Annotated in this window: 22 protein-coding genes, 1 tRNA gene and 5 pseudogenes; 12 read left to right on the forward strand and 16 right to left on the reverse strand. The window is 47.1% G+C overall.

Annotated features, from left to right (window positions below; all coding sequences use genetic code 11):
- The first annotated feature begins 64 nt into the window (after positions 1-64).
- Positions 65-140 (forward strand) — tRNA-Val (locus ATN88_RS16390).
- Between the two features lie 150 nt (positions 141-290).
- Complete coding sequence (locus tag ATN88_RS16395; RefSeq protein WP_067418280.1) at positions 291-2,177, forward strand: methyl-accepting chemotaxis protein; 1,887 nt, start codon at positions 291-293, stop codon at positions 2,175-2,177.
- 68 nt (positions 2,178-2,245) lie between these two features.
- On the opposite strand, the gene ATN88_RS16400 is transcribed toward ATN88_RS16395, so the two are convergent.
- Complete coding sequence (locus tag ATN88_RS16400) at positions 2,246-2,809, reverse strand: dioxygenase family protein (RefSeq protein ID WP_067418284.1); 564 nt, start codon at positions 2,807-2,809, stop codon at positions 2,246-2,248.
- Positions 2,810-3,102: 293 nt separating this feature from the next.
- Here ATN88_RS16400 and ATN88_RS16405 point away from each other — a divergent pair.
- Positions 3,103-4,067, forward strand: a pseudogene (locus ATN88_RS16405) (TerC/Alx family metal homeostasis membrane protein).
- 48 nt (positions 4,068-4,115) lie between these two features.
- Here the strand turns inward: ATN88_RS16405 and ATN88_RS16410 are convergent.
- The 4 genes and pseudogenes from ATN88_RS16410 to ATN88_RS16425 form a co-directional block, all read right to left on the reverse strand.
- Complete coding sequence (locus ATN88_RS16410) at positions 4,116-4,844, reverse strand: hypothetical protein (protein ID WP_067418288.1); 729 nt, start codon at positions 4,842-4,844, stop codon at positions 4,116-4,118.
- Between the two features lie 39 nt (positions 4,845-4,883).
- On the reverse strand, positions 4,884-5,519 hold the full coding sequence (locus ATN88_RS16415; protein ID WP_067418293.1) for a winged helix-turn-helix domain-containing protein: 636 nt from the start codon (positions 5,517-5,519) through the stop codon (positions 4,884-4,886).
- A 66-nt stretch (positions 5,520-5,585) separates the two neighbouring features.
- A complete protein-coding gene (locus tag ATN88_RS16420) occupies positions 5,586-6,386 on the reverse strand; it encodes a ParA family protein (RefSeq protein ID WP_067418297.1) in 801 nt (266 codons plus the stop codon).
- Between the two features lie 203 nt (positions 6,387-6,589).
- Positions 6,590-7,122 (reverse strand): annotated as a pseudogene (locus ATN88_RS16425) (cytochrome b).
- 313 nt (positions 7,123-7,435) lie between these two features.
- On the opposite strand from ATN88_RS16425, the pseudogene ATN88_RS16430 reads away from it, so the two are divergent.
- Positions 7,436-9,138 (forward strand): annotated as a pseudogene (locus ATN88_RS16430) (mechanosensitive ion channel domain-containing protein).
- A 28-nt stretch (positions 9,139-9,166) separates the two neighbouring features.
- Here ATN88_RS16430 and ATN88_RS16435 read toward each other — a convergent pair.
- The 10 genes and pseudogenes from ATN88_RS16435 to ATN88_RS16480 form a co-directional block, all read right to left on the reverse strand.
- Complete coding sequence (locus ATN88_RS16435; RefSeq protein ID WP_067418301.1) at positions 9,167-9,562, reverse strand: Rid family hydrolase; 396 nt, start codon at positions 9,560-9,562, stop codon at positions 9,167-9,169.
- Positions 9,563-9,658: 96 nt separating this feature from the next.
- Positions 9,659-9,946 carry a hypothetical protein gene (locus ATN88_RS16440; protein ID WP_067418307.1) on the reverse strand — a complete coding sequence of 96 codons (288 nt, stop codon included), beginning with the start codon at positions 9,944-9,946 and terminating at the stop codon, positions 9,659-9,661.
- Positions 9,947-9,983: 37 nt separating this feature from the next.
- The gene (locus ATN88_RS16445; protein WP_067418310.1) at positions 9,984-10,730 is read right to left on the reverse strand and encodes a metallophosphoesterase family protein; all 747 of its coding nucleotides are present in this window, start codon (positions 10,728-10,730) and stop codon (positions 9,984-9,986) included.
- 17 nt (positions 10,731-10,747) lie between these two features.
- Positions 10,748-11,143: a GFA family protein gene (locus ATN88_RS16450; protein WP_198158400.1), complete on the reverse strand. Its 396-nt coding sequence runs from the start codon at positions 11,141-11,143 to the stop codon at positions 10,748-10,750.
- 196 nt (positions 11,144-11,339) lie between these two features.
- The gene (locus ATN88_RS16455; protein ID WP_067418318.1) at positions 11,340-11,735 is read right to left on the reverse strand and encodes a hypothetical protein; all 396 of its coding nucleotides are present in this window, start codon (positions 11,733-11,735) and stop codon (positions 11,340-11,342) included.
- A gap of 237 nt (positions 11,736-11,972) precedes the next feature.
- Positions 11,973-12,818, reverse strand: coding sequence for a citryl-CoA lyase (locus ATN88_RS16460; RefSeq protein ID WP_067418321.1), 846 nt, complete (start codon positions 12,816-12,818; stop codon positions 11,973-11,975).
- Positions 12,815-14,017 carry a CaiB/BaiF CoA transferase family protein gene (locus ATN88_RS16465; RefSeq protein ID WP_067418324.1) on the reverse strand — a complete coding sequence of 401 codons (1,203 nt, stop codon included), beginning with the start codon at positions 14,015-14,017 and terminating at the stop codon, positions 12,815-12,817. Before ATN88_RS16465 ends, ATN88_RS16460 begins: the two co-directional genes overlap by 4 nt.
- An 11-nt stretch (positions 14,018-14,028) precedes the next feature.
- Entirely contained in the window at positions 14,029-15,579 is a 1,551-nt protein-coding gene (locus ATN88_RS16470) for a tripartite tricarboxylate transporter permease (protein ID WP_067418327.1), read from the reverse strand.
- A 4-nt stretch (positions 15,580-15,583) separates the two neighbouring features.
- Entirely contained in the window at positions 15,584-16,057 is a 474-nt protein-coding gene (locus ATN88_RS16475) for a tripartite tricarboxylate transporter TctB family protein (RefSeq protein WP_067418330.1), read from the reverse strand.
- A gap of 98 nt (positions 16,058-16,155) precedes the next feature.
- A pseudogene (locus ATN88_RS16480) lies at positions 16,156-17,138 on the reverse strand (tripartite tricarboxylate transporter substrate binding protein).
- Between the two features lie 289 nt (positions 17,139-17,427).
- Between ATN88_RS16480 and ATN88_RS27540 the strand changes: the two are divergent.
- The 6 genes and pseudogenes from ATN88_RS27540 (at position 17,428) to ATN88_RS16500 (ending at position 22,138) form a co-directional block, all read left to right on the forward strand.
- The gene (locus tag ATN88_RS27540) at positions 17,428-18,405 is read left to right on the forward strand and encodes a PAS domain-containing protein (RefSeq protein WP_232313330.1); all 978 of its coding nucleotides are present in this window, start codon (positions 17,428-17,430) and stop codon (positions 18,403-18,405) included.
- Positions 18,381-18,449: pseudogene (locus ATN88_RS27545) on the forward strand (hypothetical protein); the annotation flags it as partial. The gene ATN88_RS27540 and the pseudogene ATN88_RS27545, both read left to right, overlap by 25 nt.
- A gap of 3 nt (positions 18,450-18,452) precedes the next feature.
- A complete protein-coding gene (locus ATN88_RS27550) occupies positions 18,453-18,995 on the forward strand; it encodes a sensor histidine kinase (protein WP_232313332.1) in 543 nt (180 codons plus the stop codon).
- 127 nt (positions 18,996-19,122) lie between these two features.
- Entirely contained in the window at positions 19,123-19,830 is a 708-nt protein-coding gene (locus ATN88_RS16490; protein WP_067418334.1) for a response regulator, read from the forward strand.
- Between the two features lie 122 nt (positions 19,831-19,952).
- Complete coding sequence (locus ATN88_RS16495; RefSeq protein WP_067418339.1) at positions 19,953-20,846, forward strand: DNA-3-methyladenine glycosylase family protein; 894 nt, start codon at positions 19,953-19,955, stop codon at positions 20,844-20,846.
- A 275-nt stretch (positions 20,847-21,121) separates the two neighbouring features.
- Positions 21,122-22,138, forward strand: coding sequence for a Preprotein translocase subunit SecY (locus ATN88_RS16500; RefSeq protein WP_067418342.1), 1,017 nt, complete (start codon positions 21,122-21,124; stop codon positions 22,136-22,138).
- A gap of 93 nt (positions 22,139-22,231) precedes the next feature.
- Here the strand turns inward: ATN88_RS16500 and ATN88_RS16505 are convergent, their stop codons facing one another.
- Positions 22,232-23,473 (reverse strand): hypothetical protein, encoded by a 1,242-nt coding sequence (locus ATN88_RS16505; RefSeq protein WP_067418346.1) that lies wholly within the window; start codon positions 23,471-23,473, stop codon positions 22,232-22,234.
- 710 nt (positions 23,474-24,183) lie between these two features.
- Between ATN88_RS16505 and ATN88_RS16510 the strand changes: the two genes are divergently transcribed.
- Both ATN88_RS16510 and ATN88_RS16515 read left to right on the forward strand, forming a co-directional pair.
- The gene (locus ATN88_RS16510; RefSeq protein ID WP_067418349.1) at positions 24,184-25,584 is read left to right on the forward strand and encodes an L-cystine transporter; all 1,401 of its coding nucleotides are present in this window, start codon (positions 24,184-24,186) and stop codon (positions 25,582-25,584) included.
- 65 nt (positions 25,585-25,649) lie between these two features.
- Entirely contained in the window at positions 25,650-26,987 is a 1,338-nt protein-coding gene (locus ATN88_RS16515) for a CoA-disulfide reductase (RefSeq protein WP_067418352.1), read from the forward strand.
- The last annotated feature ends 4 nt before the right edge of the window (positions 26,988-26,991 follow it).

Here is a 26,991-nt window from a genome sequence, read left to right on the forward strand (position 1 = left end):
TCTGCCTAGACCCACCAAATTCCAATAAACGCACTACCCTTTTGGGTCTCCCAAGCGTTTATTCGGGCGATTAGCTCAGTTGGGAGAGCACCTCCCTTACAAGGAGGGGGTCACTGGTTCGAGCCCGGTATCGCCCACCACTTTAAAAGCCTGCTTTCGAGCAGGCTTTTTTCATTTCTGCACTCAAGTATCTCAATAATCACATGTAACAGGATCATTCCCGTACCCTGTTCTATGCTGGATCTAATGTTTAATTTTCAATCCATTCATTTCGGATAAGAGACAAACTGATGATCCTTCCCCGCTCTATTAAGCATAAAATTTCCCTCGCTATCGCTACCATCATCATCATCATGGCCGCGATACAGTACATGCGACAGGACCAACAATTGATGAGATACACCAACGACTCTGTCGCGAGGTTTATTGAATCAGTGGGTACTGCCAGTACAAAAGGGATTCAGAATTGGGTAAACCCCAAAGTTGAGATTATCCAAGGTGCCAAAGAAAGCGTACTTGGTTCAAGCGGTGGAACGGTTTATGGCTATTTAGATCAAGCCAAAGTCTCTGGAAACTTCTTGTCTGTTTATATGGGAACGTCTTCCGGTGAGATGCTCCGCTATAACGCGAAACCATCAAAAGCGGGGTACGATCCTCGACAACGTCCTTGGTACATTCAAGCGAGTAACGCATCAGGCCCCGTAATTACAGAGCCGTACAAAGATTCTGCAACGGGTGAGCCTGTTGTGACAATCGCTGAGAAGTTTACGCTTTCCAATGGGGAAACGGCGGTTATCGCGGGTGATATCAAAATCGATCAACTGATTAGCTATGTAAACAGCATCAGCACAGCCAACACTCAAGCACTTTTGCTCGATGACAAAGGCACTATTCTTGCCAGCATGGACTCTGCAATGTCGTTGAAGCCCGCAACCGAAGCATCAGAATCGCTGACACCTCAAGCCTTGCCTACCCTCGCAGGTGCTAAGGCAATCAGTGAGTTAACCATTGGAACTACCCCATATCTTTTTGATATTCAGGCTATTGGTGGGTCGCCATGGTATTTGGTTGTCGCGTTGAACAAGGAATATGCCTTCCAGTCTGTGGCAGCGAGCAGAGTTGATTCATTGATGTTTGCCGTCGCTCAAGTAGTGCTGGTTTCATTGATTGCTCTCTTTCTTGTCAGCAAGATGCTCTCTCCGCTTTCTGACATCATGCGTGCCATGAAACGTCTCGCCCGTGGTGATTTAACAGCACGCGTTGACGTTAAAACGAACGACGAAATCGGTGCAATTGGTACCGGAATGAATGATGTTGCGCAAAGTCTTCAGGAGATTGTTACAGGCATTTCAGAAGCCACACGCCAGATTTCGTCTGAAGTGAACCATGTAAAAGAAAAGACCGAAGAGAATCATGGTGTTCTGGGACATCACGGACAAGTCACTGAGCATATGGTCTCTAAAGTCGAAAGCATGAACACAACGGTGGATTCAGTTGCAAACAGTGCCGGGGAAGCACTGAGTTGCACCCAGAAAACCACCCAACAAACATCAGAGTCAAAGGCGAAGGTCAAACAGTCTGTTGCAAGCGTAAATGCGCTGCTGCAAGAGATCTCTGACATGGAAAGTGACATCCAAATCATGAGTGAAAACTCAGAAAAAATCGCTTCAGTGTTGAGTGTTATTGGCGATATTGCAGAACAAACCAACTTGCTTGCACTTAACGCGGCCATTGAGGCTGCACGTGCGGGCGAACAAGGGCGAGGTTTTGCGGTGGTTGCAGATGAAGTTCGAGCGCTTGCCAGCCGAACGCAACAAAGCACCTCCGAAATCAACGATATGTTGGCCAAGTTGAATGCGGGTACCGATAATGCCGTGAAGTCGATAGAAAACACGAAAAAGAGCTGTCTCCAAGCGGTTGAGCAAACAGATTTGGTCGACACAAATCTCGATGTCATGGCGGCATCGGTGGAAGAAATTAATACGCTCAACAGCAATATTACAGAAATCACCAATGCGCAGAGTCAAGCATCCAGCGATATCAGTAACAGCATCAATTCAATCCGCGAAATGGTTGCTTCTTTGAATGAAAGTGGTGAAGCGACATTGGCAAACGTGCAGAAGCTGGCAAGTTCGAATCAGCAACTGACCTCAGCAATCGCGAAGTTCCAAATCTAACCATTTACTCCTAGCTAGCATACTGGCTCTGTAATACAGCAAGATATTCGGAGCCTTTTCTTTTCCAGCTACACAACGAAAACAAAGTTCGCTTGGAATTTCCCGTTTACCTTTTGCGGGTCGATCAAGAGAAACTCACGATCACGACTTAGCCATCGGCTACCAGAGTTTCCTTTCAGATAAAGCTGGGTGGTAAGAAAGTGCTTTTTGCCTTTCCAGAGTTTGACGTGAATGTGTGGAGGTCTGCCCGGATAAGGCACAGGATAAAGCACTGCTATGTCGTAGTTACCGCTCTTATCCGTCATCACTGCCCCACTTCCCATAAAGGCAGGGTCAAAGCTTTCCGTATTTTGCTGCATGGGATGATCGTATAGACCCTGCGCATCACATTGCCAAAATTCGATACGGATACCGGGCATCGGATTGCCATGTGTATCTCTGACTTCTCCCGATAAGTCCATTGGCTCACCCAGCAATTTTGTCGCGCTTGACACCAAGCTCTTGGTTAACGGAATAGGTTTAACAGGATAAAAAGGTCCTTCCGCCTGTTCTGGCGTTCGTAGATTGCTCGACCATGCGGGAAAAGATATCGCTACCAACCCCAAACTTTGTATAAATAAACGCCGCTTCATAAGTGCTTCTACCCTCTATTCGATGCGGATTTAGCCACCCTATCAACTATTGACCTTACCTATTAAAAAGTAGTTTCAAAATCTAACAAAAAGCACTACTATTGCGCCGTATTGGGGAGTAGTCACAAAGTCGCGAAGTCGTCATTCCGTTGCATTTATGCATCCGGCCCGCGAGAACATCCACTTTGGATGTTTTGACAAGACCAACGCCAGTTATTCGCTTTTATTTGCTTATAGATGTGCGGTTGGTATGGCTTCCTGATCTCGCCTTTCCTCCGCACACGGAGGTATCAATGTTCCTCAGCGAACTATTTTCAGGCTATGACGGCCTGCTTATCCTCACATTATGTATGTTAGGTATTGATCTTCTCATCACCCGCGGAAAAATTACTTTTCGTAGCGCGGTTATGTGGAGCATTTTTTGGTTTGCCTTGGCTTTCGCCTTTGCCGCAGCCATTTACTTTTTCTGGCCTCAAATGGCTCCGACCAGCCATTACACCAATGGTGAAGCAGCGACAGCTTTATCACCGGTTACTTACTTGAAAAGTCATTAAGCGTCGACAACCTGTTTGTTTTCGCCCTGATTTTCAGCCAATTCAAAGTGCCTGAGAACAACGTACCGCGCGTCCTCATGCTTGGCATTGTCGGTGCGCTGGTTCTACGTGCGATCATGATTTCGGTGGGTGCACCGCTTATCGCGAAATTCCATATCGTGCTTTACGTATTTGGATTCTTCCTCATCTGGACAGGTTACAAGATGTGGAAACAGCACGGTGAAGAAGACGAGTCATTCTCTGACAGTGTTGCAGTAAGACTGGTTAAACGCTTCTTGCGTGTAAGCGACGATTACCACGGCAACAAACTGGTTATCCGTGATTCTATCGGCCTGCTGGCTACCCCAATGCTGGTTGTGGTTATGGTTATCGCGATGACAGACATTATGTTTGCACTGGACTCTATTCCAGCGATTTTCGCCGTAACACAAGAACCGTATCTGGTGCTGGCCGCTAACGTATTTGCCCTGTTGGGTCTGCGTTCTCTGTACTTTGTACTGGGCGGTATGCTGAACAAGTTCGCGTATCTGCATCATACACTGGCATTTATGCTTTGTTTCATTGGTACGAAGATGCTGTTGATCGATACACCGTTCGCTATCCCTACCCCAGTGTCTCTGGGAGTGATTGTGGTATCACTGACAGTCGGCATCCTTGCTTCGATTTGGAAGCAAAAGCAGATTGACAAAGCGTTAACGCACTAACCACGAAAAAGGCACCGAATCCGGTGCCTTTTTTTCTATCTTTCAACATTACATAGCACTTAAATACACGCCGATTAGGCCACTACCAATGCCAAACAATGCACTGGCAAACGTCCCGAGAAGCACATATTCCGTATACATGCGGCTACCATGATCTTTCAAGTCGCCGAATCGAAACACAGACTTCGCCGCCAGCACCAAAGCAACCCCTGGTAACTGACCCCACAGCACAAAGATAACGATAAGTGCACGTTCGAAGTAGCCGATAAATGCACCCGCATCCTTCAATGGCTTTTGCTTTGGCACACCATCGGTACGAAAGAGCTCATCCGTCCAGTTTTTTAGCAGCAGTGAGATCGCCAAAGACGAAGGCTTCATCGCAAGCAAAAATGCCAGCACCCAACTAAACAGGTTCCACCAGTCTGCATTGAAGAATGCTTGCTCAGCTAATGTCTTTTCATTTGCATTTGCAACGACATAACTCGCCGCCGTCAGCGCGATGATGACGATACCTTGCTTTGCAAACAACAAACGGAGGTTATCTTTGTTTCTGAGTGAATACATATTCATTCCGACTGAAAAGCCAGCCAAAACAAAGGTTGCAGCCAAAGCTGGAATAAGAGGAATAGCAAAGAAAATAAATACGATAAGCCATGCCGCACTGAGCAATATGGGTAACGTCAGCAATTGCTTGGCAAATCGTTTTTCAATGGGGAACAGGTAAAATTCGAATATCACGTACACGGCTACCAGTGTGATAGCCAGAGTTAGAATCATCTGCGCGCCTCCTGCCAAGCATGGCAGCAGTGCTGCCTTTTAGTTATGTGCTTCCGTGTAACGCTTTATTCGACCAGCGTACCACCGACACGTTTCATCGATCCGCACATAATTTGCTCTATTGATGATTCTTGTGAACGCGCTGCGACTAATTCCTACCTTTTCAGCAAGGTCTGCATGAGAAAGCTCAGGATTTTCCATCCAACGCTTCAACGCGAATGCCATTTTGGCGGTGAGTGTAGAGATATAGCCGTCAAGTAAACTGACAACCATCTTCACATCGTCATCTAGCTCATTATCATCTGCACTGAAGACAAGCCGCTCATTCGCCATCTTATCGAGGTGGTGACCGGACAGTAGAAATGCTTTGCTGTTATTGGAGAGTCGAACAGGCAATTCGCGTTCCGTTGCAGTCGCAACGGACAATGATAAGCGAGCATCGGCTTGAGTCTCTTGGCTCAGCAAGTTCACACGAATCGCTAAGGCAACGCGCAATAAAATTTCTGGGTTCTCTGTATAAATTTGAAATGCATCCCCACGATAGATCTCAGCCACGATGTCCTCACCAAATGAGGAAAACACCGCTTCCAGTGCCGCTAAGGTCTCTCTACGCGCAGCTTCAGACAATGTCATCGACCCCACGATATCGCCAGTAATCACACCTGCAAACTTCATATACCCTCGGTTACATATTGAAGTAACAATATCGAATGTTACCTATTTATGTAACATTGTCAAAAGTTACGCTGAAGCATCACTCACAGGCATCGCCTCTTCAACTTCCATTTGGTTAAACAAATCAGAAAACTGCTTTGAGAGCTTGTGGTTTGGCGCGTAGTGCAAAAGTGGCATTTGATGATAGTGCGACTCTTTCATTTTCACTGAATGACTGAGGAATGGATCTAAAAGCGGCAAACCTAGCTCACGCACGTTCTCAATGATTTGCGCGGGAAACTTTGCTTGAGCATTGAACATATTCACCACAATGCCTTCCAAGGTTAACCCTTTATTGTGGTCGTCTCTGAGCTCAGCCAAATTGTCCATCAAGGTTAAAAGTGCTTGATGAGAAAAGCTGTCACAATCGAACGGAATCAAAAGACGATGCGCGGCAATTAAGCCGGCTTTCGAATAGAAATTGAGGTTAGGTGGCGTGTCGATGTAGATGCGGTCGTATTCTTTTTCAAGCTCATCTAGCGCATCTCGCAGTTTGTAGATCTTGTACCGACGCTCAAGCTCCGGTTCGAGAGAGGCTAAACGAGGGCTTGAAGGAATAATGTCGAGGTTTTCATAAGCGGTTGATTGAGGGAAATCTTTGATGGGCGTCGACACAGAAAACCAAGACACGGTTTGATCGAGTAACTCGGCCACACTCTTGTCGTTCTTGCCATTGATATCCACACCTAAGTAGTGCGAGCTGTTACCTTGAATATCAAGATCGATCACCAGCGTTTTGTACCCGCTCGCCGCACTGAGAGCAGCCAAGTTCACTGTGATGCTGGACTTACCTACCCCGCCTTTTTGATTAAAGATAATTCTACGCATGTTGTCGTCATCCCTTAAAAATAATAAGCACGACCACGAACTGTGCAGACTCAACAAAGCATATCAGGCATATAGCGAAGAAACATGTAGTTAGGTCTCGAATAGAGAGGTTATGCATGAACACCCTGTGAGGTTTTTGAATTCACGCAGCCAATAAAAAGCCCGCGATATAAACGCGGGCTTTTCCGAGCAAGCCATTCGATTTATTCACGCCCGGTCATACGCTTTAAGGTGGCGTCTTTGTCGACAACGTGATGTTTCAGTGCACCCAGCACGTGAAGAGCAATTGCTGCGATAACAATATTTGCCAGTATCTCATGCGTGGTATGGCCAACGGTGCCCAACCACTCAATTTTCTCGCCAGCAGCAATCAGAGTCACACCAAACACATCCAGACCTCTACCACCACCTACTGACATCATGATCCGGAAATCGGCATAAGAACCGTCGCCAAAAGAAGCAGATGATGAATACCTTTGGCGGCTTTTTCTTGCCAAGATGGAGAGCCTGGTATGGTTGGAATCGCACCTTCTTTTACACGCCATAAAATGCGTGCTGAAGCGAGAACGAGAATAAGAAAGCCGAAAGATTTATGCAGGCCAATCATTTCGCCTTTTTCTGGACCACGAGGGAGATCTTCCACGTACAGACCAAAAGCGAGAACGGCAATAAAAGAGATGGCAACTAGCCAGTGAAGATAGATGGTTTGCTTAGACAGCTGCGACACATTACTCATAAGATAATACTTCCTGTTTGACCTTATAATTTTGTGGTTATTTTGCGCCCTGAGCAGATTTTGAACAACCATGTGAATGTAAAGTAAAGTAAAAACTTCGAACCATTCGACAACATGTTATTTACACGCTCGATATCTCTTCAAAAATCACAACATGAGAACCGAACAGGATTCGCTATTTTGGCATTGTCTCCACAACTATGACGCTTAGCTTCTTGGGGATTTATAACCAAAATGCCATACTTGCTCTTTATCTCGATAACTTCGCATTCAATTGAGTTATCCGCCAAAGTGAAATGAAGGAGACGTTTCAATGAATACTCACTGGCGATTGCCCGTAGCGATACCTTTTCTTTTTTCTTTTTTACTACTGGCTTTCTCACCCAGTTCATTTGCCAACACAGAGCCAACCGCGCCAGCAACTCAGGCAGCCCCTTCGGTTAAACCTGAAGACCAAATCAACCAACTAAACAGCGAATTAAGCCAACTCGTCACCATGCAAAAGCAGTCATCCGGTGAAGATCGGTTGGCCTTGCAGTTACAAATGTTCCAAAAGAATGAACAGCTTCGTTCTTTGATTGGCTCTTTGGTAAAAGACCCTTCTGTTGATAAAGCTTTCTTAATCAAACAAATACAGCAGCAAGATACCTATGCAGATCAGGCATTAAGTATCTCACCCAGCGCACGACGAAACTTTCTGAAGAGCTTGGTACCGCAAAGAGTGAAGATAAATTTGCCTTACTCAGTGACTATGAAGAGTCTCGTAAATATCTCGACAGCATGTATGAGGAGCAGTCTCAGAATGCAGGCTGGCTGAAAAAGCTTGATGCACTTTCAACTGAAGCGGAAGAAAACTTAAAGCAAGAGATCACCCGACGAACAGAGCAGCTCGCCGCAAACGTTGAGTACATGCGCCAACAACTCAGTGCCATGGATGCACAGATCAAAGTCGCACCGGAGTCAGAAAAAGCAACGCTGCAACTCAGTCAGCTGATCACGCAACGCCGTATGGAGATTGCAACCACCAGCCTCAAGGTGATGATTGATATCTCTGACAAAGAAGGCATCGAAACGGCAGAATACAAACGCCTCTATTTCGAAGTGACGGGCAGCGTTACCCAAGACCTACTCAGTTCAGACGTTATTCTTTCCATCATCAAGAACTGGTCAACGCAACTTTGGAACTGGTTAGCAGAGAATGCCCCTCAGCATATTTTCCAGTTTATTGTTTTCCTGATCATCTTGTTGATTGCGCGTCAAATTGCCAACATCACACGCAAGGTGGTTAAGCGTGCCGTCGCCTCTAAGAATTTGAAGTTCTCGCAACTCATGCAAGAGTTCTTCATTTCAATGTCAGGCAAGGCTGTGTGGTTCATCGGTATCCTGATTGCTCTGTCTCAAATCGGTCTAAACCTCACCCCCATTCTCACGGGTTTCGGTATCGCCGGTGTTATCGTGGGTTTTGCGTTACAAGACACCTTATCCAACTTCGCGGCGGGTATGATGCTGCTTATCTATCGCCCCTTTGATGTCGGCGATTTCGTTGCGGCAGGTGGTGTTGAAGGTAAAGTTAGCCACATGAGCTTGGTGAATACCACGATCAAAACCTTTGATAACCAAATCATCATCGTACCTAACAGTAAGATTTGGGGTGATGTGATTAAAAACGTGACACATGAGCGTGTGCGCCGTGTTGATATGGTCTTTGGCGTTAGCTACAGCGATGACATCGAACACGTTGAAAAAGTTTTGAACGACATCGTTTCTAACCACCCGGCAGTACTTCGTGCCCCAGAAACCATGATTAAACTGCATGTGCTAAATAGCTCTTCGGTAGACTTCATTGTGCGTCCTTGGGTGAAAACCGACGACTATTGGGACGTTTACTGGGATGTGACACGAGAAGTGAAAATGCGCTTTGATAAAGAAGGCATTTCTATTCCCTTCCCACAACAAGATGTCCACCTACATATGGCATCGGGTCAATTGCCACCAAGCACAGGCAAAGACGCATAACGGAAAAGAGCACCTTAGGGTGCTCTTTTTACTTAGCTGCGACGACACGCATTTCCACCAGTGCGTTATCAGGGATAAATTCCACAACACCTATGGCCGTCCACGCAGGAAAAGGAGCCCTAATATAGTGATCTTTGACTTTCGAGAAGCACTCAATATGCTTTTTGATATCAACATGATAGGTCGTTATTTCCAATATGTTCTCGTAGTCCAGCCCTGCAGTTCTTAAATAGACACCCAGTTTGTAAAAGGCATCATGGAATTGTTCTTCGGGATCTGAACTAATGGGTTTGTCTTTTCTCGCTGCCGTCACCCCTGATAGGTAATACGTCCCATTTTTTTCGATAACGGGAGAAAAATGCCAGTCATCGAAATAGTGTTTGAACTCTTCAGGTACGATGCTGTTTTTTAAATACTGTGTCATGAAACCCCTCTACGACGAAGCTGAGTTCTGTCAATTTGGATTGGGAACGCGGATGAGATGAAAAACGGGGAATGAAACCCCGTTATTCTCTACTTGCTATTTTTTGCCAGACAGTTTGCGCCACAACCACTGTATCGCAAATTGGATGCTGTAAAACGGATTGGTCGACGCGTTGTACTCTTCCATCACATAGATGAAGTGAGATTTAAACTTCTCAACGGCCTCTTTCTCGTTTTCCGCATAGATTGCGTCGTCAGTCACCACCAGCCCTTGTTCAAGCAATGCAGACTTCTCTGCCGCGAAGGTTGGTGACGCCATATCTAGGAAGGTAAAGTTCTTGCGATTTGCATCTGGATAGGTGAAAAACTGAAATTTTCTGGCCATAACGTCCCTTACTGGTTGAAAAATCACGGTAAACCATTCAGACAGCGACACGCCCTGTACTCAGGAACTGTGCCCAATGGGTTCTATTTCGTTTCAACGCAGCATCAATCGCTTTGTGCTTATCATAATCTACCCGTTTGAAACTCACGTTCCACTTGTCGCCCTGTCCTTCCACAATGGCATAGGACGCATGGTAGCTATAACTTTGCATCGCATGAATCCAAGGCTCATCATCTTGATACGCTGGTAACCCAACGCTTCCTGGATTTACGATTAACTGATTGCTGCTGGTCAAAACTGAACGCGCTAAATGGGTGTGACCACAACAAATTAGGTGACTTTGGTTTCCTGACAACAGATTGATAATCTCTGCATCAGCGCGTAGCTCAGGCTTGCCGCTTGATGCATCTTCTAAGAGATAAACCAAATCATTGTCAGGCGTACCGTGACAGAAAAATACATCGTCAGTGTATTGCAAGACAGGCGGCAAACCTTTCACCCACGAAAGCGGCTCTTCGCCTAAATCATCGAAGATAAACTGTAGCGTGGGATTAGAAGTAAGCTCCGTTCCCCTTGCCTCGTAAATCTGCCTGTCTTGATTACCACGAATCGTGACAATCTCATTTTCCATCAACAGATTGAATGTAGCACGAGGCTCGATGGGGCCATAAAGGATGTCGCCCAGATTTACGACAACATCAACACTTTCCTTGAAAACATCATGTAACACCGCGTCTAAGGCATAAACGTTACTGTGAATGTCTGACAAGAGTGCGATTCGCATCCTTTATCCCTCTCTCGTTATTTCCTGTCCGCAGGGTGATTCACACCGTCGTTAGTCACAACATTGTCGATATCAAAAGGGTTTACGCCCTCCAAACAACCCACGTTGTAACCATATTCCGACGGATCTGAGCGTCGTTGATGGTGCGTGTAGATGCCACATTCAGAGCAAAAGTAGTGCTTTGCGGTTTGGGTATTAAATTGGTAAAGCTTGAGCAGATCGGCACCTTTCAGGATGTCAATGCCATCCAATTTCACCGAAGCAACCACCGCTCCTTTTCTGCGGCAGATTGAACAATCACATCGACGCGGTTTCTCGATGCCGTTTGGCAAACTCAATTCAATTTCGACACCGCCACAATGACAGGTTAAACGGTGCTTTTCCAATATCGGCGTGTTACCCACGGTTTTAATCATAAGCTAACTCTCCCTTTCTCTATTTCACTATACCCTTTTGAAGGTTAGCTTCCGTCTTTCAACGAAATGACACCGACGCACCTCACTGTTTCAGGGCATATCAAAAGTCTTTAGAGGTAAGTTTGAATAGCTGCGGAAATCCAATAAAAAAACACCAGCCGAAAAAAGGCTGGTGTTTTTAGTTCTGCCCGCATTACGCTGATTGATTAAATTGGCTATCCGGTTCAGGTTCAAGCGGCGTCACGGGTGCTGGCTCCGCGTCTTTTGGCTTGGTGTATTCTTCGGCTTTCTTTTCAGCTTCATCAAGAAGCTCTGCGCCTTTTTCTTTGCCTTTCTCCCAGAGTTCAGCACTTTTTTCTTTTGCGCTGTCCCATAGGGTACCGCCGTTTTCTTCTGCATCTTTAAGCAGTTGATCGCCCTTTTCTTTCGTAGCGTCCCACGCGTTATTGCCCGCTTCTTTGGCTTTGTCCCAAGCTTCGGTTGCGCTTTCTTTGGCTTTGTCCCAACTGCTTGGGTCATTTTGCTCAGCGTTTGCAGCGAATGGCATGGCAAGCAACGCTGTTAACAATAAGACTGATTTCTTCATCATCTGACCGTCCTCACTTCTTTCAACGGGGCTTCCCTGTATTGCGACGATTGCTTTCACTGTAGCAGCGATTATCGCTACACAATGTGAAGAGGTGTTTCAAAGCACGTCACACGCTCCGTATCTCGGTATCGTTCCGTTATCTATTGATTAACATGCTACCCCTTCTGAGATTCCATGCCAACCCAAAATAAAACACCGTTCAATTATAGATAAGGTTGATGCCTATAAAGTCACACCTCAATCAGATTTCTTCACGGCTCGTCTTGCACTTCCGTCGTACGTCCACAGTAAGTCCCTTGGAATGGGACCTTTATTTCTGCCACCTTGCTGCATTTGCTCCCATGAGTGAGCCAATATTCCAACGGAGCGGGACAAACAAAACAACCCACGCGCGAGTTCTGCGGGTACGCCTAACTCGGCATAAATCACCGCGGTTGCGCCGTCTATGTTCATCGGGATGGGTTTCCCTTTGCTGGATGCAAGCTGACTTTCAATCTCCAAAGCAATATCAAGATAACGGCCTTCGACAACACTGCTGGCTTTGGCTTCCGCTACAAGTTCCATCAGTCTTGGAGCGCGAGGATCAACAGGATGAAACCGATGACCAAATCCGGGAATGAACTTTCCATGCAGCTCTTTGTATTCTGATAATCCCTCAGTGACCGCATCTTGGAAAGTCAGCGGCTTTTCTGCTGCAATATTGTCAATCATTTGGTAGAGAGCAACAGCTTGCTCACCTGCCCCACCGTGCACATCGCCCAGCACGTTAACAGCAGAAGCCATAGCGTTGTTCAATCCAACACCACAGGTTGACGCCATTCTTGCAATCGCAATGCTAGGAGCTTGAGGGCCATGATCGACGGCTGACATCAATGCTGCATCGAGTAACGCGGCTTTGTTCTGAGGTGGCAATTCACCAAAGACCATTAGCCAAATCATCTGGGTGAAACTGACGTTGCCTATTAATTCTTCAATGGGATAACCGTGATAAGCGATTTTACCCGGCTCCATATCGATAATGGCGGTTTTCCACCAATCCGAGACGTCTTTTTCTGGACCTTCCGTCGGTCTTCTAATCGTCATATCGCCCCCAAACGGTGGAGTTCTGTAATTTGTTCTTCGCTGTAGCCAAGTTCCGCCAATATATCCGTTGTGTGTTGCCCAAGACTTGGTGGGGGCTTATCCACTTTCGGGCGCTCTCCATCAACTAAAAAGCCTGGGCGCACTATCTTCACTTCTCTATCTACGCCTTCGACATCCTGAAATGCCCCCTCAAATTCGCGCAGAGATACCTGTTCTAATTCCAGTGCATCAGGAACCGTGAGGATTCGTCCAGCAGGGACACCGACAGCGTTCAACTTGTCTTCCCAATAACCCGCATCATGCTCAGCAAAACAGGCTTCCAGTATCTCGGTTAATGCTTGTCGATTTTTGAGCCTCGCCTGACGCTCAGAAAATCGGGCGTCTCGCTTAAGTCCTGGCTGACCAATCACGTCGCACACTGCTTCAAACTGCTCTTGTTTGTTGGCAGCAATATTGATGAGACCGTTCGCGGTTTTAAACGACCCTGACGGACTGGCCGTCATATTGTCATTGCCCAGGGGTTCCGGCATCTTGCCTGCAATCAGAAGGTTCGATACCACCCAGCCCATGGTGGTCAAGGTCGATTCGAGCATAGACACATCGATATAACTGCCTTTTCCCGACTGCGAGCGCCCCGCCAACGCAGAGGAAATCGCAAACGCAGCAGTAATCCCGCCAATCGTGTCGGCAATGGGATAGCCCACACGATAAGGCGCATTGTCCGGTGCACCAGTAATCGACATCACCCCTGACATGCCTTGAATGATTTGGTCGTAGGCAGGTAGATGCTTCATTGGCCCTTCAGCACCGTATCCTGAAATTGCACAGTAAATGAGGCTAGGATTGACGCTTTTAAGTTCCTCGTAATCCAGACCCAAACGTTTCATCACGCCGGGCCTGAAGTTTTCAACCAGCACATCCGCACCTTCTACCAACTTTTTCAGTAAAGCCTTGCCCTGCGCGTGCTTAAGGTTGACGGTAATCGAGCGTTTCCCCGAGTTTTGAGCGAGAAAAGAAATGCCCATGTGTTGTTGATTGAGTTCAGCGTCCGCACCCAACTGACGGGCTAAATCGCCAGATCCCGGTACTTCGACCTTAATCACTTCTGCACCCAAATGGGCAAGTTGATGGCAGGCGAAAGGGCCTGCCAACACATTGGTTAAATCAAGCACTCTAAAAGAAGCGAGAGCCTTCTGCATTTCGCCTCCTGTTAGCCATCACCGCGGTCAACTTGCGCACCTGATGTTTGAATGCCGGTACGAATACCCAACTTATCCAACGCACGTCGGATAAGCGGTAGGAACAGCACAAACAGTGAGATACTCATGATGGTTAACGTAAGAGGACGTTCCCACAAGAAACTCAAGCTACCGTCAGAGATGATCAGTGCCCGACTGAGGTTGTTTTCCATTATTCCGCCTAGGATGAAGCCCAAGAGCATCGGCGCCATTGGGAAATCCAACAACCGCAGGAATATCGCCACAACAGTGATGATGACCATCATATTGATGTCAAAGGTATTGAAGCTCACCAGATAAACACCCGTGATTGAGAAGAACAAAATCAGCGGGATCAGGATAGGTCTTGGGATCGCCAACAAACGCGAGATGTAAGGAATGAGCGGCAAGTTAAGTATCAGCAGCACCATGTTGCCAAAGTACATGGAAATAATGACAGACCAGAATACGTCTGGGTTATCGACAAACAAGCGCGGCCCAGGCTGAATACCGTAAGCGATTAACGCACCCAACATAATTGCTGTCGTACCCGACCCCGGAATACCAAGGGTCAGCAAAGGTACAAATGACCCTGTAGATGCGGCATTGTTCGCTGACTCCGGCGCAGCCAAACCACGCAACGCACCTTTACCGAACTTCTCTTTCAGACGTTTTGGCGCGATGTTTCGTTCTAGACCGTAAGCAAGGAAAGACGCAATCGTCGCCCCTGCGCCCGGCAATACGCCCACAATAAAGCCAAATAACGAAGAACGTGCCACGGTCGGAGCCACTTCTTTCACTTCGTCCTTGGACAGTTTCATGCTGCCGAGTGCCGCCATATCCATGTCCGGCTCTTCTTCTTTGTGCTGACCTTTCATTACGGTTGTGACCACTTCAGCCAACGCGAAGGTGGCCATCGCTAACAAAAGGAAGCTGATGCCATCGACTAAATCGATATTATTGAAAGTGAATCGCGGTGCACCGGTAATGGCGTCAGTACCTATGGTCGCAATCATCAAACCAAAGACCGTCATTGCCATTGCTTTGAGTACCTGCCCTTTCCCCGCGAAAGCAGAAACGGCTGTCAGACCAAGGATCATCAGCGCAAAGTAGTCAGAAGATTGGAAGCTGAGTGAAACTGAAGCCAACGCAGGTGCGGCAAACAACAGAATAATTGCGCCAATAGTACCGCCGGTGAATGACGAGTACGCCGCCAATGCCAGTGCTTTACCCGCTTGACGGTTTTGCGACATTGGGTAACCGTCAAACGCGGTTACAACGGTACTCGCACAGCCTGGAGCGTTAATCAAAATGGAGGATGTTGAACCGCCAAATACGGCACCGTAGTAAACACCAGCCATAAGAATGATGCCTGATGCAGGATCAAGCCCATAAGTAATCGGGATCATCAGCGCAACCGCTGATATAGGGCCCAGCCCCGGCAGCATGCCGATGAAGGTACCCGCAAAACAACCAACGACAACCATTAAAATATTGAATGGCATGATCGCCGTGCTAAGGCCTGTAGAGATTCCGTCCCACATAATGCTAGCCTCCTAAAACTTGCGTAAACAAACGACCCGGTGCGAGATATATATCCAGCAGTTTCGCAAGTACAAACCAGATACCGACTGCGAACGGTACAGATGCTATAAAGAGTGTCTTTGGTCTTCGCTCGCCCAGCACCCAATAGCCTCCAACCAAAAACAAGATGGTGGATAAGGTGAACCCGACCCATTCAAGGGCAAAGGCAAACGCGACAATCAGTGCTAAGAGTTTCGCCACCAGCGCGAAATCCAGCCCTGCGACTGACAACTTGCTGGCTGCATCTCGCCTTGCTGTTGCCAGCATCAAGATGGAGAGTACGCTCCCCATCCAAGACAGCGCGATTGGCAATGTTTGTGCGTTGAAAGGTTCATATTCGTCACCCGGAAACATGGGAATTTCGCGTGCGTATACACCGTATGCCACCGAAAGACAGAGAAATACGAGACCACCGATATGGTCTTTAGTGACAATCATCAGACACTCCTTGAATACAACAGCAGATGGGAAGCCCCATCATCTTTGATAAGAGCCGGGCGTTGTCCTTCAGCCCGGCATTTTTAGATGTGTTTTATTTAGCGAAGGAAGCCAAGCTCTTTCATCAGGCCGCCTACTTCTTGCTCCTGACCTTCCAAGAAGGTGACAAACTCAGCGCGAGGCTTGAAGATTTCAGTCCAACCATTGCGGTCACGCACTTCTACCCACTCATCAGTGCCGTACATTTTTTCCAGTACTGCTGCATACTCGTCAGCTTGTGCATCCGTCAGACCCGGCGCACCGAAGAAACCACGCCAGTTGGTGAACTCAGCGTCATAACCCAGCTCTTTCAGCGTTGGTACATCTGCTGCCGCCGGTGAACGCTCTGGTCCAGTCATGGCTAGAATGCGTACTTCACCCGCGTTTTTCAGAGCAAGCGCTTCTGAGAAGCCAGTTGAAAGCACTTGTGTCTCACCAGATAGCATGCCTGCCATCGCTTTACCGCCTGCGTCGTAAGCCACGTATTTAACGCGCTTTGGATCGCCGCCAGCCGCTTTGAATGCCATTGCTGCTACCAAGTGGTCCATACCGCCACGTGATGAGCACCCGCTACGGAAACGGAGCGAGGGTTTTGTTTGTAGTCATTGACCAGTTGCTCAAACGATTGGTATTTCGAGCTGGTTGGAACCACGAACGCTGCATAATCGCCAATTGTCGCTGCAATAGGGGTTAAGTCACGAAATGACTGCGGAAAAACTTTAGAAAGCGAACGAATAACAATTGGCGTTGAATTCACCATCAAGGTGTTGTCTGCTTGGTCAGAGGTTTCAATCAGGTGAGCAATTGCTTTACCGCCACCACCGCCAGACATGTTTTCGTAAGAAACGGTTTCAACCAAACCAGACTTTGATAACGCTTCACCGGTACCACGAGCGGTACCATCCCAGCCGCCACCAGCACCGCCAGGAATAAGAAAGTGCACTTCTTCTACCGCCGCATTTGCAACGCCCGCACCCAGCACTGACGACAATGCCAATGCTGCTACCAGAGAGCGTTTCTTCGCGAAAAGAGCTGAAATCATAGGGTTTTCCTCGTGTCGTTCCGTCCAATGGACGAGATGTATTTATTGTTTACCTACCCTTTCAAAACTATTTGCAGCTCTAAGCAATGGAAAGATTGTGCGTTTAATGTTTTTTTAAACTTTAAAAAACATTTTGCTCATAAAGTTCACGCACGTGACGGACAGCAAAGTTTCGTCCTTTCAGTGAGATACATAATTTGTGAATGTGACTCCCAAACAAGATGTAAAGGACGTGTAAACCTATACTATGGCTATGTTGTCGCTCCGCTCATTCAAACTAAAAACCCGCATGATGCTGATTCTCGGCATGATGGCGCTGCTGCAAACCGGGTTAATTGGTTTCTTCACCCTTGCCTATCTCAGCCATTCTCTTGATGAGCAGATTGGTCAACGCGCGCTGCACGTAGCAAAAACCATTTCGTCCATGCCTCAAGTTGTTGAAGCGGTTGAAAGCCGAGATAGCGAACTGCTGCAGCCACTCACCCTCGACCTAGCGTCTATCAATGATGCGAGATTCGTTGTGATTGGCGACCGAAATGGCATTCGTCTCGCGCATCCTTCTTGGGAACGCGTGGGAAAGCCCATGTATGACGATGACGGTGACTACAACGAGCCTGCACTGCTTTATGGGAAACCTTACATACAAAAGGCGATTGGTAGCTTAGGCGCGTCGGTCCGCGGCAAGGCCCCGATCTTCGATCAAAACAGCGAGCAAGTCGTCGGCATTGTCAGTGTGGGATTTATGCTTTCTTCAGTAGAAGGCATTATCGAACGCTACAAAGCCACGCTTTATGTCGTCATCCTGCTTAGTTTTGCGCTGAGTATTTTCACAGGGCTATGGTTTGCCAATCACTTTAAAAAAGCCATCTTCGGCCTTGAACCAGAACAGATTGGGCGGTTATTCCAAGAGCGAAACGCAACGTTGGAATCTGTGCGTGAAGGTATTATCGCGGTCAACAGCGAAGGAAAAATCACGACATTTAACCGCGCTGCCGTCGAAACGTTAGGCCTAGATGCCAACACCCAGTTGACTGGAAAACCAATCGAAGAAGTCTTGCCCGACAGCCGATTAATGGATGTATTGAGATCCGGTAAACCGCAATTTGACCGCGAAATTTGGCTTCAAGATAGAAACCTCATCGTGAACCGCCTTCCTTACTACAAGACAATGAAATTACGGGGGTTGTATCGAGCTTTCGCCGTAAAGACGAACTGGATTCAGTCAGCAAGCAGCTTACCCAAATCCAACAGTATGCCGACACGTTAAGAAGCCAGTCCCATGAGTACTCGAACAAACTTCATACCATCGCAGGTTTGATTGAAATCGGTGCAACCGAGGAAGCCCTGACGCTAATCGGCCAAGAGACGCAAAGCCATCAAGCCTTGATACAGCTGCTGGTAGAAGCCGTGCCAGACCCTATTCTCGCTGGCTGTCTTCTTGGTAAATACAATCGCGCAAAAGAGCTAGGCCTTCGCTTAGAAATTGACACAGAAAGCAGTATGAAAGCCATTCCTGAGCACATTCAGCGTGAAGAGCTGGTGAGCATTATCGGCAATTTGATCGATAACGCATTGGAAGCCACGCTTAAAAACCAAAAACAGGAAGTACGCTTGTCGATGACAGATTTGGGTAACGACTTAATTTTCGAGATTGAAGACGAAGGCGTTGGCATCCCTGAATCAGAACAAGACAACATCTTCCGCAAAGGCGTGACCAGCAAAGAAGGTGAAGGTCATGGCTATGGCCTGCATCTGGTTCAAAAACTGCTGCAAAAGCTGGGAGGCACTATTTTGCTTGAGCCCGGTGAGGAATGCGGCAGTCGTTTTACGGTTTATATCCCCAAAGGGGCGGAATGATATGCACGAGCATGCTCGAATCCACAGCCCCTATGTTGGGTTGGTATATACCAAACAACCTGAAGATGCTCGTATTCATATTGGTTGGGTATAAACTCTAATGAGTAGAAAGGAAGCAGTATTACCTATGACTCAAAATATTCGCGTCGTTATCGCTGAAGATGACATTCAAATCGCCGAAATTCAAAAACGCTTTCTGGAGAAAATAGATGGCGTCGAACTTGTCGGCATTGCCCATTCGCTCGAAGATGCAGAAGACCTTGTCGATGTGTTCAAACCTGAGCTGCTGCTCTTGGACAATCATTTCCCTAACGGCACCGGACTCGACTTGTTAAGAAAGCTTCGGGCTGAAAACAGCGCGACTGACGTCATTTTGATCACCGCCGCCAAAGAAGTAGATACGCTGCGTGAAGCACTGCGTGGTGGTGTGTTCTATTACATCCTCAAACCTTTGGTCTTTGAGAGACTGCAAGAAGTCATCGGGCAATACCGTACACATTTGGACAAACTGAAAGCGATGGAATCACTGGCACAAACCGATGTAGATACCCTTTTGCCGCAACGATCGATTCAAACACCCACCAGCGAAACATTGCAGCAAGGTGTGCGGTTACCCAAGGGTATTGATGTCATTACGCTGGATAAAATACGCGGTGTGTTTTCAGATTCGGATGACCCACTAAACGCAGAGGAAGTGGGCACACTTATCGGAGCTAGCCGCACCACGGCTAGGCGTTACCTTGAGTATTTGGTCAGCACGCATGAGCTGCAAGCACACGTAAATTACGGTAGTGTTGGCAGACCAGAACGACGTTATATAGCAGCGACGGCCTAATGTGTTTTCATCAAAGTATTCTTTCAAACCATTTGGTTTGTTTACTTCCTTTTAATCGCATTCAGTTATAGTGCATTACATTCGGATTTTGGCAGTCAGTTGTCACGGAGAGACAAAGAACAATGAGCAACCCACTTTCAGTGACAGTGTCACTCCCCAATGGTTTTCAGTCTGAGTATTTCTTTGGTTTCCATCGAAGGGATAAGTGCTCTTTAGCAGAACGCGTTGAAGGCAACGCCATCGAAAAGGGACTGGTGATCGATGGACAGCCTTCTCTCCTCTCACTCACACTTACCGATTCCCACGCTACTGCGACGTTACATTCAGACGGTCAACTGACTTCGTTTTACGATGAGAGCCTTAAGACGTTAGTGACTGGCATGCTAGGGCTCAGTCAGGCAACAGATAGTTTTGAAGCGGAATACATGGTTCATCCCGATATTTCGCGATTGCTCAAACACAGCGCAGGCCTAAGAATCCCTCAAACGACTTCCCCGTTTGAAGCCATTGTGTGGGCCATCACCGGACAGCTCATCAGTGTCGAAGCGGCAGTTTCAATACGACGCAGGCTGATACAAGCTGCGGGTATTCAGCACAGCTCTGGATTATGGTGCCAACCTAGTCCCCAACGGCTCGCGGCTTTACCTATCAGTGAATATCGCGCGTGTGGTTTCTCAAATGCCAAAGCACAGACCATTCAACGTGTATCAGAGATGATTACCTTGGGTGACCTCAGCTTATCTATTGATGATGACCCTCAAGATGTAGAAAAGACCTTGCTTGCCATCAAAGGCGTTGGCCCATGGACAGTCAGTTACACCCTTCTGCGTGGCTTTGGTTGGTTAGATGGTTCACTTCAAGGAGATGTCGCTGTTAGAAAAAGTCTGCAACGCCTCCTTGGCAGTGAAGAGCCCCTCTCGCAGAAGGAAACCCAACAATGGCTTGCACAATTCGCGCCTTGGCGAGCGTTGGTAGCCGCTCATCTGTGGGCGATGGAAAGCGACAAGGCATACTAACCACTCGTGATTCTACTTGTTTTAGGAGAGTGCATTGACGCTCTCCTATTGCATATTGCTCAAAACATTAACAATTCGCTGACTAATTCAACACTCAAACCCTAATTCAAGAGAAGGTTGAAGTAACCAACCCATCAATGGGTTATCCTCCCTGCCCTTTAATAAAACTGATAACCCCGCGTATCACCTAGGCTCTGTTTACGTTCGGCGTTTGTGCTGAAGATTGTTTGTTGGCAAGAGAGCTGCGCGCGGGGCTGCGCGATTTGTTACATCATATGCATTATAAAAACATGTTGGGATACCGTTATCCCAAAGGTCCATTCGCCATGTTCAGCGTTTACAGCTTTACTGGTGCTGCGGTTGTTACTTCAACCGTGTTTTCGCTTCTGCTTTTTCTTTCAATTGATGACAGCCCGTTAATGAAGTTCCTGTTCGGAACACTGGCGGTGATCTTCGAAGCCGGTAAGTTCTATGCATGGTATGAATACGGGGAGCGTCGTGCTCACCGCAACTATACTGGCGCGGTAACCGCACTGGTTTTCTACCTCGTGCTTGCGGCCATTTCGATTGGCGGCAGTGTCGGCGGCATCAACAGTGCCACCAATAAAGCGCAAGGTGTGATTGCAATTCAAGAAGCCAAAGTTGAAGCCTATGATCGTCAGATCGAAGCGATTGAGAAACAAATCGCACTCAACAATCTGGCGGCACAGAAATACATTGAGATGGAGCGCATTGCCACAGGCATGAGCCGCATCCAAGCTGAAAACAATAAGCTTCGTGAAGAGCAAATTCGCCTTGCTGAAGAACGCGATTCATTGCCACCTGTCACCCAAGGTTCTGCCATTGGCTTGATTGATGGTATTGCAGACGCGTTTGATGTGTCGCAAAAGACCGCACAATTTGGTCTGGTGGTATTTCTTTCCATCCTGTTGGATTTGTTTGCAGCCTTTTTCGTTGGCGTGATTGGTGAAGAGCTGAGATTCCGCCGTTTTTATCAACACCACACTGAAATCGACATCACGCCTCAGGAAGTGACAAAGCCAGTTGGTTATTTGGAGCATAAACCTGATCTACAGGTTGAAACCGAGGTCGTTGAGGAAGAAAGCGAACCATTGACCATGGCAGAGCGTGTTGAAAGTGCGGTTAAGAAAGGCATCATCACCTGTTCGAAGAAAGCGGTGGCTAAACACTTCCTGCTTTCGTCTGATGATGTAGACACCTTGTTTGAAGAAATGATGGAAAAAGGCTTGCTCGCTAAAAAAGCTAACCATCACTATTACTTAACAAGCTGATGTACTTGACGAACTGACGCTTTAGCAATCAAGGTTAGAAAAAGAAAGCACCTAAACGGTGCTTTCTTTTTATCTATTACTTGGATGCATGGTTTAGATGCCTGGTTCGTCTTCTATCGACAAATAAGCGGGTTGCTTTGCCCCACTTGGCGATTGTTTTAGATCGTAAACCATCATGCGCAGTTCATTGATCATACCTTCGTATTTGATGTTTTGCCTTTCTAGCTTGGTCACTTCCGCCGTCAGCTCATCTTTTTCAGTGTCACTGAACGAGAGATCAGAGTTCACTGCGTCCAGCCTCGCTATCAAAGCTTCCAGCCTAGGATCAACGTCCGGCACATCACTCAAATTGCCAACGCGAAGCACCAACTCTTCCGTTTGTTTCTGCATGGGCTTGCTGCGAAGGTCAATGTCCCCCATCGCCTGAGCAATGCTGTGGAGACGATTTTCCAATTCAAGGATCAGCGGTTCGTATTTACCGTCGTCAATGCTTCTAAAGCGTTTCACTTCTTGCCCGATATGCTTGAGATGACTAATTTCAAACGTCACGTCATCGACGGCGTTGTTGATGGCTGCCGTGTCCCTCGGGTTCAGCCTGACAATAGCTTCTGCTTGTTCCAACGTAGCACTCGCTTTGGTGAAGCTGATGGGTGCCACTGATTTAAAGCCTTCCCGCTTGAGGAGGGCCAACTCTTTGGAAAGCGGTACGAAATTGACTTGCATGGCGATGTCGCTCTCTAACGTTTTCGCTTTCGTTAAAAACTCAGCTTGTTTTACCTGAGCATCTTCGATGTCGTTTTCAGCCACATAGCCATACAGGCGTTTGTAATCTCGATGAATGCTTTTGTATTTGTTAGGGAAAACGGATTGTGCATCGATAGAATCAAGGTATGCCATTTGTGCAATCGCTTCGGCCAGCAAACCATCGGCGGTTTGTTTTAGCGTTAAAAGGTCAGCATGTTGTTGCTGCACCTTAGCTAGACGTTTTTCGAAAACCTCACCATACGTACCCGAAGAAAACGACGAGTAATCTTCTGTCACTTTCGCTGGATTCGACGCGAAGTCTTCGTAAACATCGACGGCATCGTCCCAATCATCAAACATGTCCTCAACAGCATCTGCATCATAGAGCTGCAGTGATTTACTCTCTTCCATTTTCGCCAACCACTCGTTGTAATCTGCTTTCGCTTTGTCATACAACGCCATCGTGTTTTGGTTTTGTGTGGAAACGGCATTGGTCTTTGAAGCTACTTGTCGCGGCTCGGACGTAGACTGGCAAGCTGTAAGTAGTGACGCCATCGTCATAAAGACAATGGTGCTTTTAAATCTATGCATGTTAACCCCTCAGCGCACTTTCATTGAGCATTCAAACGATTGTTTTATAAGTATTAAGTGGAGCAGTTACGCGAATAACCACCTCATCGGCCACCTAGCTTTTTCGTCGGATAAAGATCAATTTAGTCCATCATCGGGAGGAGAATTTAGGAACTTGGAGTGATTCTGATCCCAGTTTTTTGAACAAGGTTTACAGTCTTACATTCGCTAACATCGACCAGATTATCCATCACCGATTTCTCCGTGATCTCGTCGAAGGTTTTAAAAAGATTATTTTGGGTCGTATAACGAGTAAGACAGTCCTCACTCTTTCATAAAACAAAAGTGTTTATATTTACAGACACAAAGAATGAATAGTCAGACTTATAAATAGAAATACCAAAACATCGCATTTACATAATTAAAACAAATAAGAAGTAATTTCTTTTTTCTGTGCACATTTTAAGCATTAAATAAGATTACTTATAACTTAGAACTTTTAGATATATAAATTACATTCTATATGCTCATTTAAATCTATTAATATCCACGCATTCAGTGCTGCCTTGCTTTCATGGCTTTATCCATGGGCCTTTTGGTGTGCGTGAATAGCTATAGATATTTTTGTTAACAGCGTGTTTCCGTATAACAAATCGAATTCTAATGTTTGTTTCACCCTACATCATTAATTGCCCAATTAAAGGCATGCTAATTCAATAAGGAATAAAATAATGGCGATGAGTGTTATTTTTAACCTCGCAATATTTATTGCTCTAATATATTTTCTTTACCGACTTCAAGCGAAATACGTTCCTTTTACTAAGCGCGTATTTGCCGGCTTAGGTTTAGGTATTGTTTTCGGTGGTATTCTTCAACTTTTCTATGGTGCTGGTTCAGACATCATTGCAACCAGCATCGACTATTTTGATATCGTCGGCCGCGGCTATGTAAAACTGCTTCAAATGATCATCATTCCTCTGGTAATGGTGTCTATCATCAGCGCAATCTTAAAGCTTAATGGTGGCTCATCCATCGGCAAGATCAGTGGTGTAAGTATTGGTGTGCTTGTTGTCACTACTATGATTGCAGCATTGGTAGGTATTGCTTGGTCGCTCATGTTTGGCTTAACCGCGGAAGGTTTGACGGCGGGCGCAGCAGAAGTTGCTCGTGGCGCGTCACTAGAAACTAACCTGGGTAAAGTAGAGACCATGTCCTTCGCGAATATGGTGCTTGAGTTTATCCCTGCGAACCCGTTTCTTGATATGACAGGCGCGCGCAAAACATCAACCATCGCGGTTGTTATCTTCTCTATCTTTATCGGTCTTGCCGCTACTGGCATTTCAGCGAAAAAGCCTGAGATTTATGCGTCGTTCGAGAACTTCATCAAGGTTGCTCAAGCCATTGTTATGCGTATGGTCACAATGGTACTTCGCCTGACACCATACGGCGTACTGGCACTGATGACCAAGGTTATCTCTGGTTCGAACTATGCGGACATCGTTAACCTAGCGAACTTCGTGCTTGCGTCTTACGGTGCATTGTTCACCATGTTTGCGATTCACTTGATCATCATTGCATTCATCGGCTTGAACCCAGTACGTTACTTGAAGAAAGTGATTCCTGTGCTGACCTTTGCGTTCACCTCTCGCAGCAGTGCAGCAACGATTCCTCTGAACGTACAAACACAAGAAAAAGCGCTGGGCATTCCAAACGGTATCGCAAACTTTGCCGCTTCTTTTGGTGCAACCATCGGTCAAAACGGCTGTGCCGGTATCTACCCAGCCATGCTGGCAGTCATGATTGCCCCAACATTGGGTATTAACCCACTAGACATCAGCTTTATCGTCACCTTGGTCGCGATCATCACTATCAGCTCATTTGGTGTGGCAGGTATCGGCGGCGGTGCGACGTTCGCGGCTCTGATTGTACTGTCGGCGATGGACTTCCCAGTCGCTTTGGCAGGTTTGCTGATTTCTATCGAGCCATTGATCGATATGGGTCGTACGGCACTGAACGTATCTGGTTCAATCACGGCAGGTGCAGTCACCAGTAAAGTGATGGGTCAAACTGACATGAATGTGTTTAATGACGACCAACCTCTGAACCTTGATAGCGAAGACGCAACAGCGTAACCGCAACGTTTAAAATTCTATCTGGGGAGCCTGCGCTCCCCGTTTTTAGTTTGCTGGATAAAACTATGAAAATTGTGATTATCGGTGGCGAAGCTGCCGGCATGAGCGCGGCAGCAAAAGCGCGTCGCGTTAACCCAAACGCAGAAATCACCGTATTTGAAGCATCTGAAATCATCTCATTCGGTGCATGTGGTCTGCCTTACTATGTTGCTGACGAATTCCAAGACTCAGGCTACATGGCGGAGTTTACCCCGGCTCAATTTGCAGAACGTGGCGTTACGGTTAAAACTGGCCACCGTGTAACTAAAGTAGACGCTGAAAACAAGAAACTTGAAATCACTGCGAACGGTGAAACCTTCGTAGCCGACTACGATCGTTTGATGATTGCGACCGGCGCGAAAGAAGTCATGCCGCCTGTTGCAGGTCTTGATAAGAAAGGCGTTCATACCCTGCGCGTGATGCAACACGGTTTAGATTTAAAAGCGGCGGTTCAAAATAATGAATGCCGCCATGTTACCGTTATTGGCTCTGGCTTTATCGGCCTTGAAGTAGCCGAAGCCATGATTCATCAGGGCAAGTCAGTGCGTCTTATCGAGCGTGCTGAACGTTTGATCCCAGACGCATTTGACGCGGAGATCAGCGTTCACTTCCATACGGAATTAGAAAAAGCAGGCGTTGAAATCCTGACTTCTGAATCACTGTTGTCTATCGAAGGCGACGATGTTGTCACTGGCATAGTGACAGACAAAGGTCATTACAACACCGACCTTGTGGTGGTTTGTACGGGCGTAAAACCAAACACAGAGTTCTTAAAAGAAACGGGTATTACTACCCTGCCAAACGGTGCCATTGTCGTTGACCGTCAGGGTCTGACTTCTCTACCCGATGTATGGGCTGCGGGCGATTGTGCAACCATTTGGCATGCTGTATCAGGTAAAGATGTTTACATCCCGCTTGCAACTGGCGCAAACAAGCTTGGCCGCATGATTGGCGATAACATCGCACAGGTTGAAGGTGAACCACTAACATTCCCGGGCTCTCTGGGCACAAGTTGTGTCCGCGTACTCGGTTTGGAAGCAGGTCGCACTGGCCTTTCAGAGCGCGAAGCCATTGATGCAGGTTTTAACGTTAAAACCACCGTCATCAAAGACAAGTGCCACACCAACTACTGCGCTGGTCAGTCTGACATGCACATGAAGTTGGTGTACGAAGCCGACAGCAAACGAATTCTCGGCGCGCAGATCATCGGTTACAAAGGCGCAGTGCACCGTATCGATGCTATGGCAGTTGCTGTTTCCATGGGCGTGACAACAACCCAGCTTGGCATGATGGATTTTGCTTACGCACCGCCTTTTGCACGTACATGGGACATCATGAACGTGGCGGGCAACGTCGCTAAGTAAACCG

It is taken from the genome of Enterovibrio coralii, from assembly GCF_001559595.1.
In the GTDB taxonomy this organism is placed as follows: domain Bacteria; phylum Pseudomonadota; class Gammaproteobacteria; order Enterobacterales; family Vibrionaceae; genus Enterovibrio; species Enterovibrio coralii.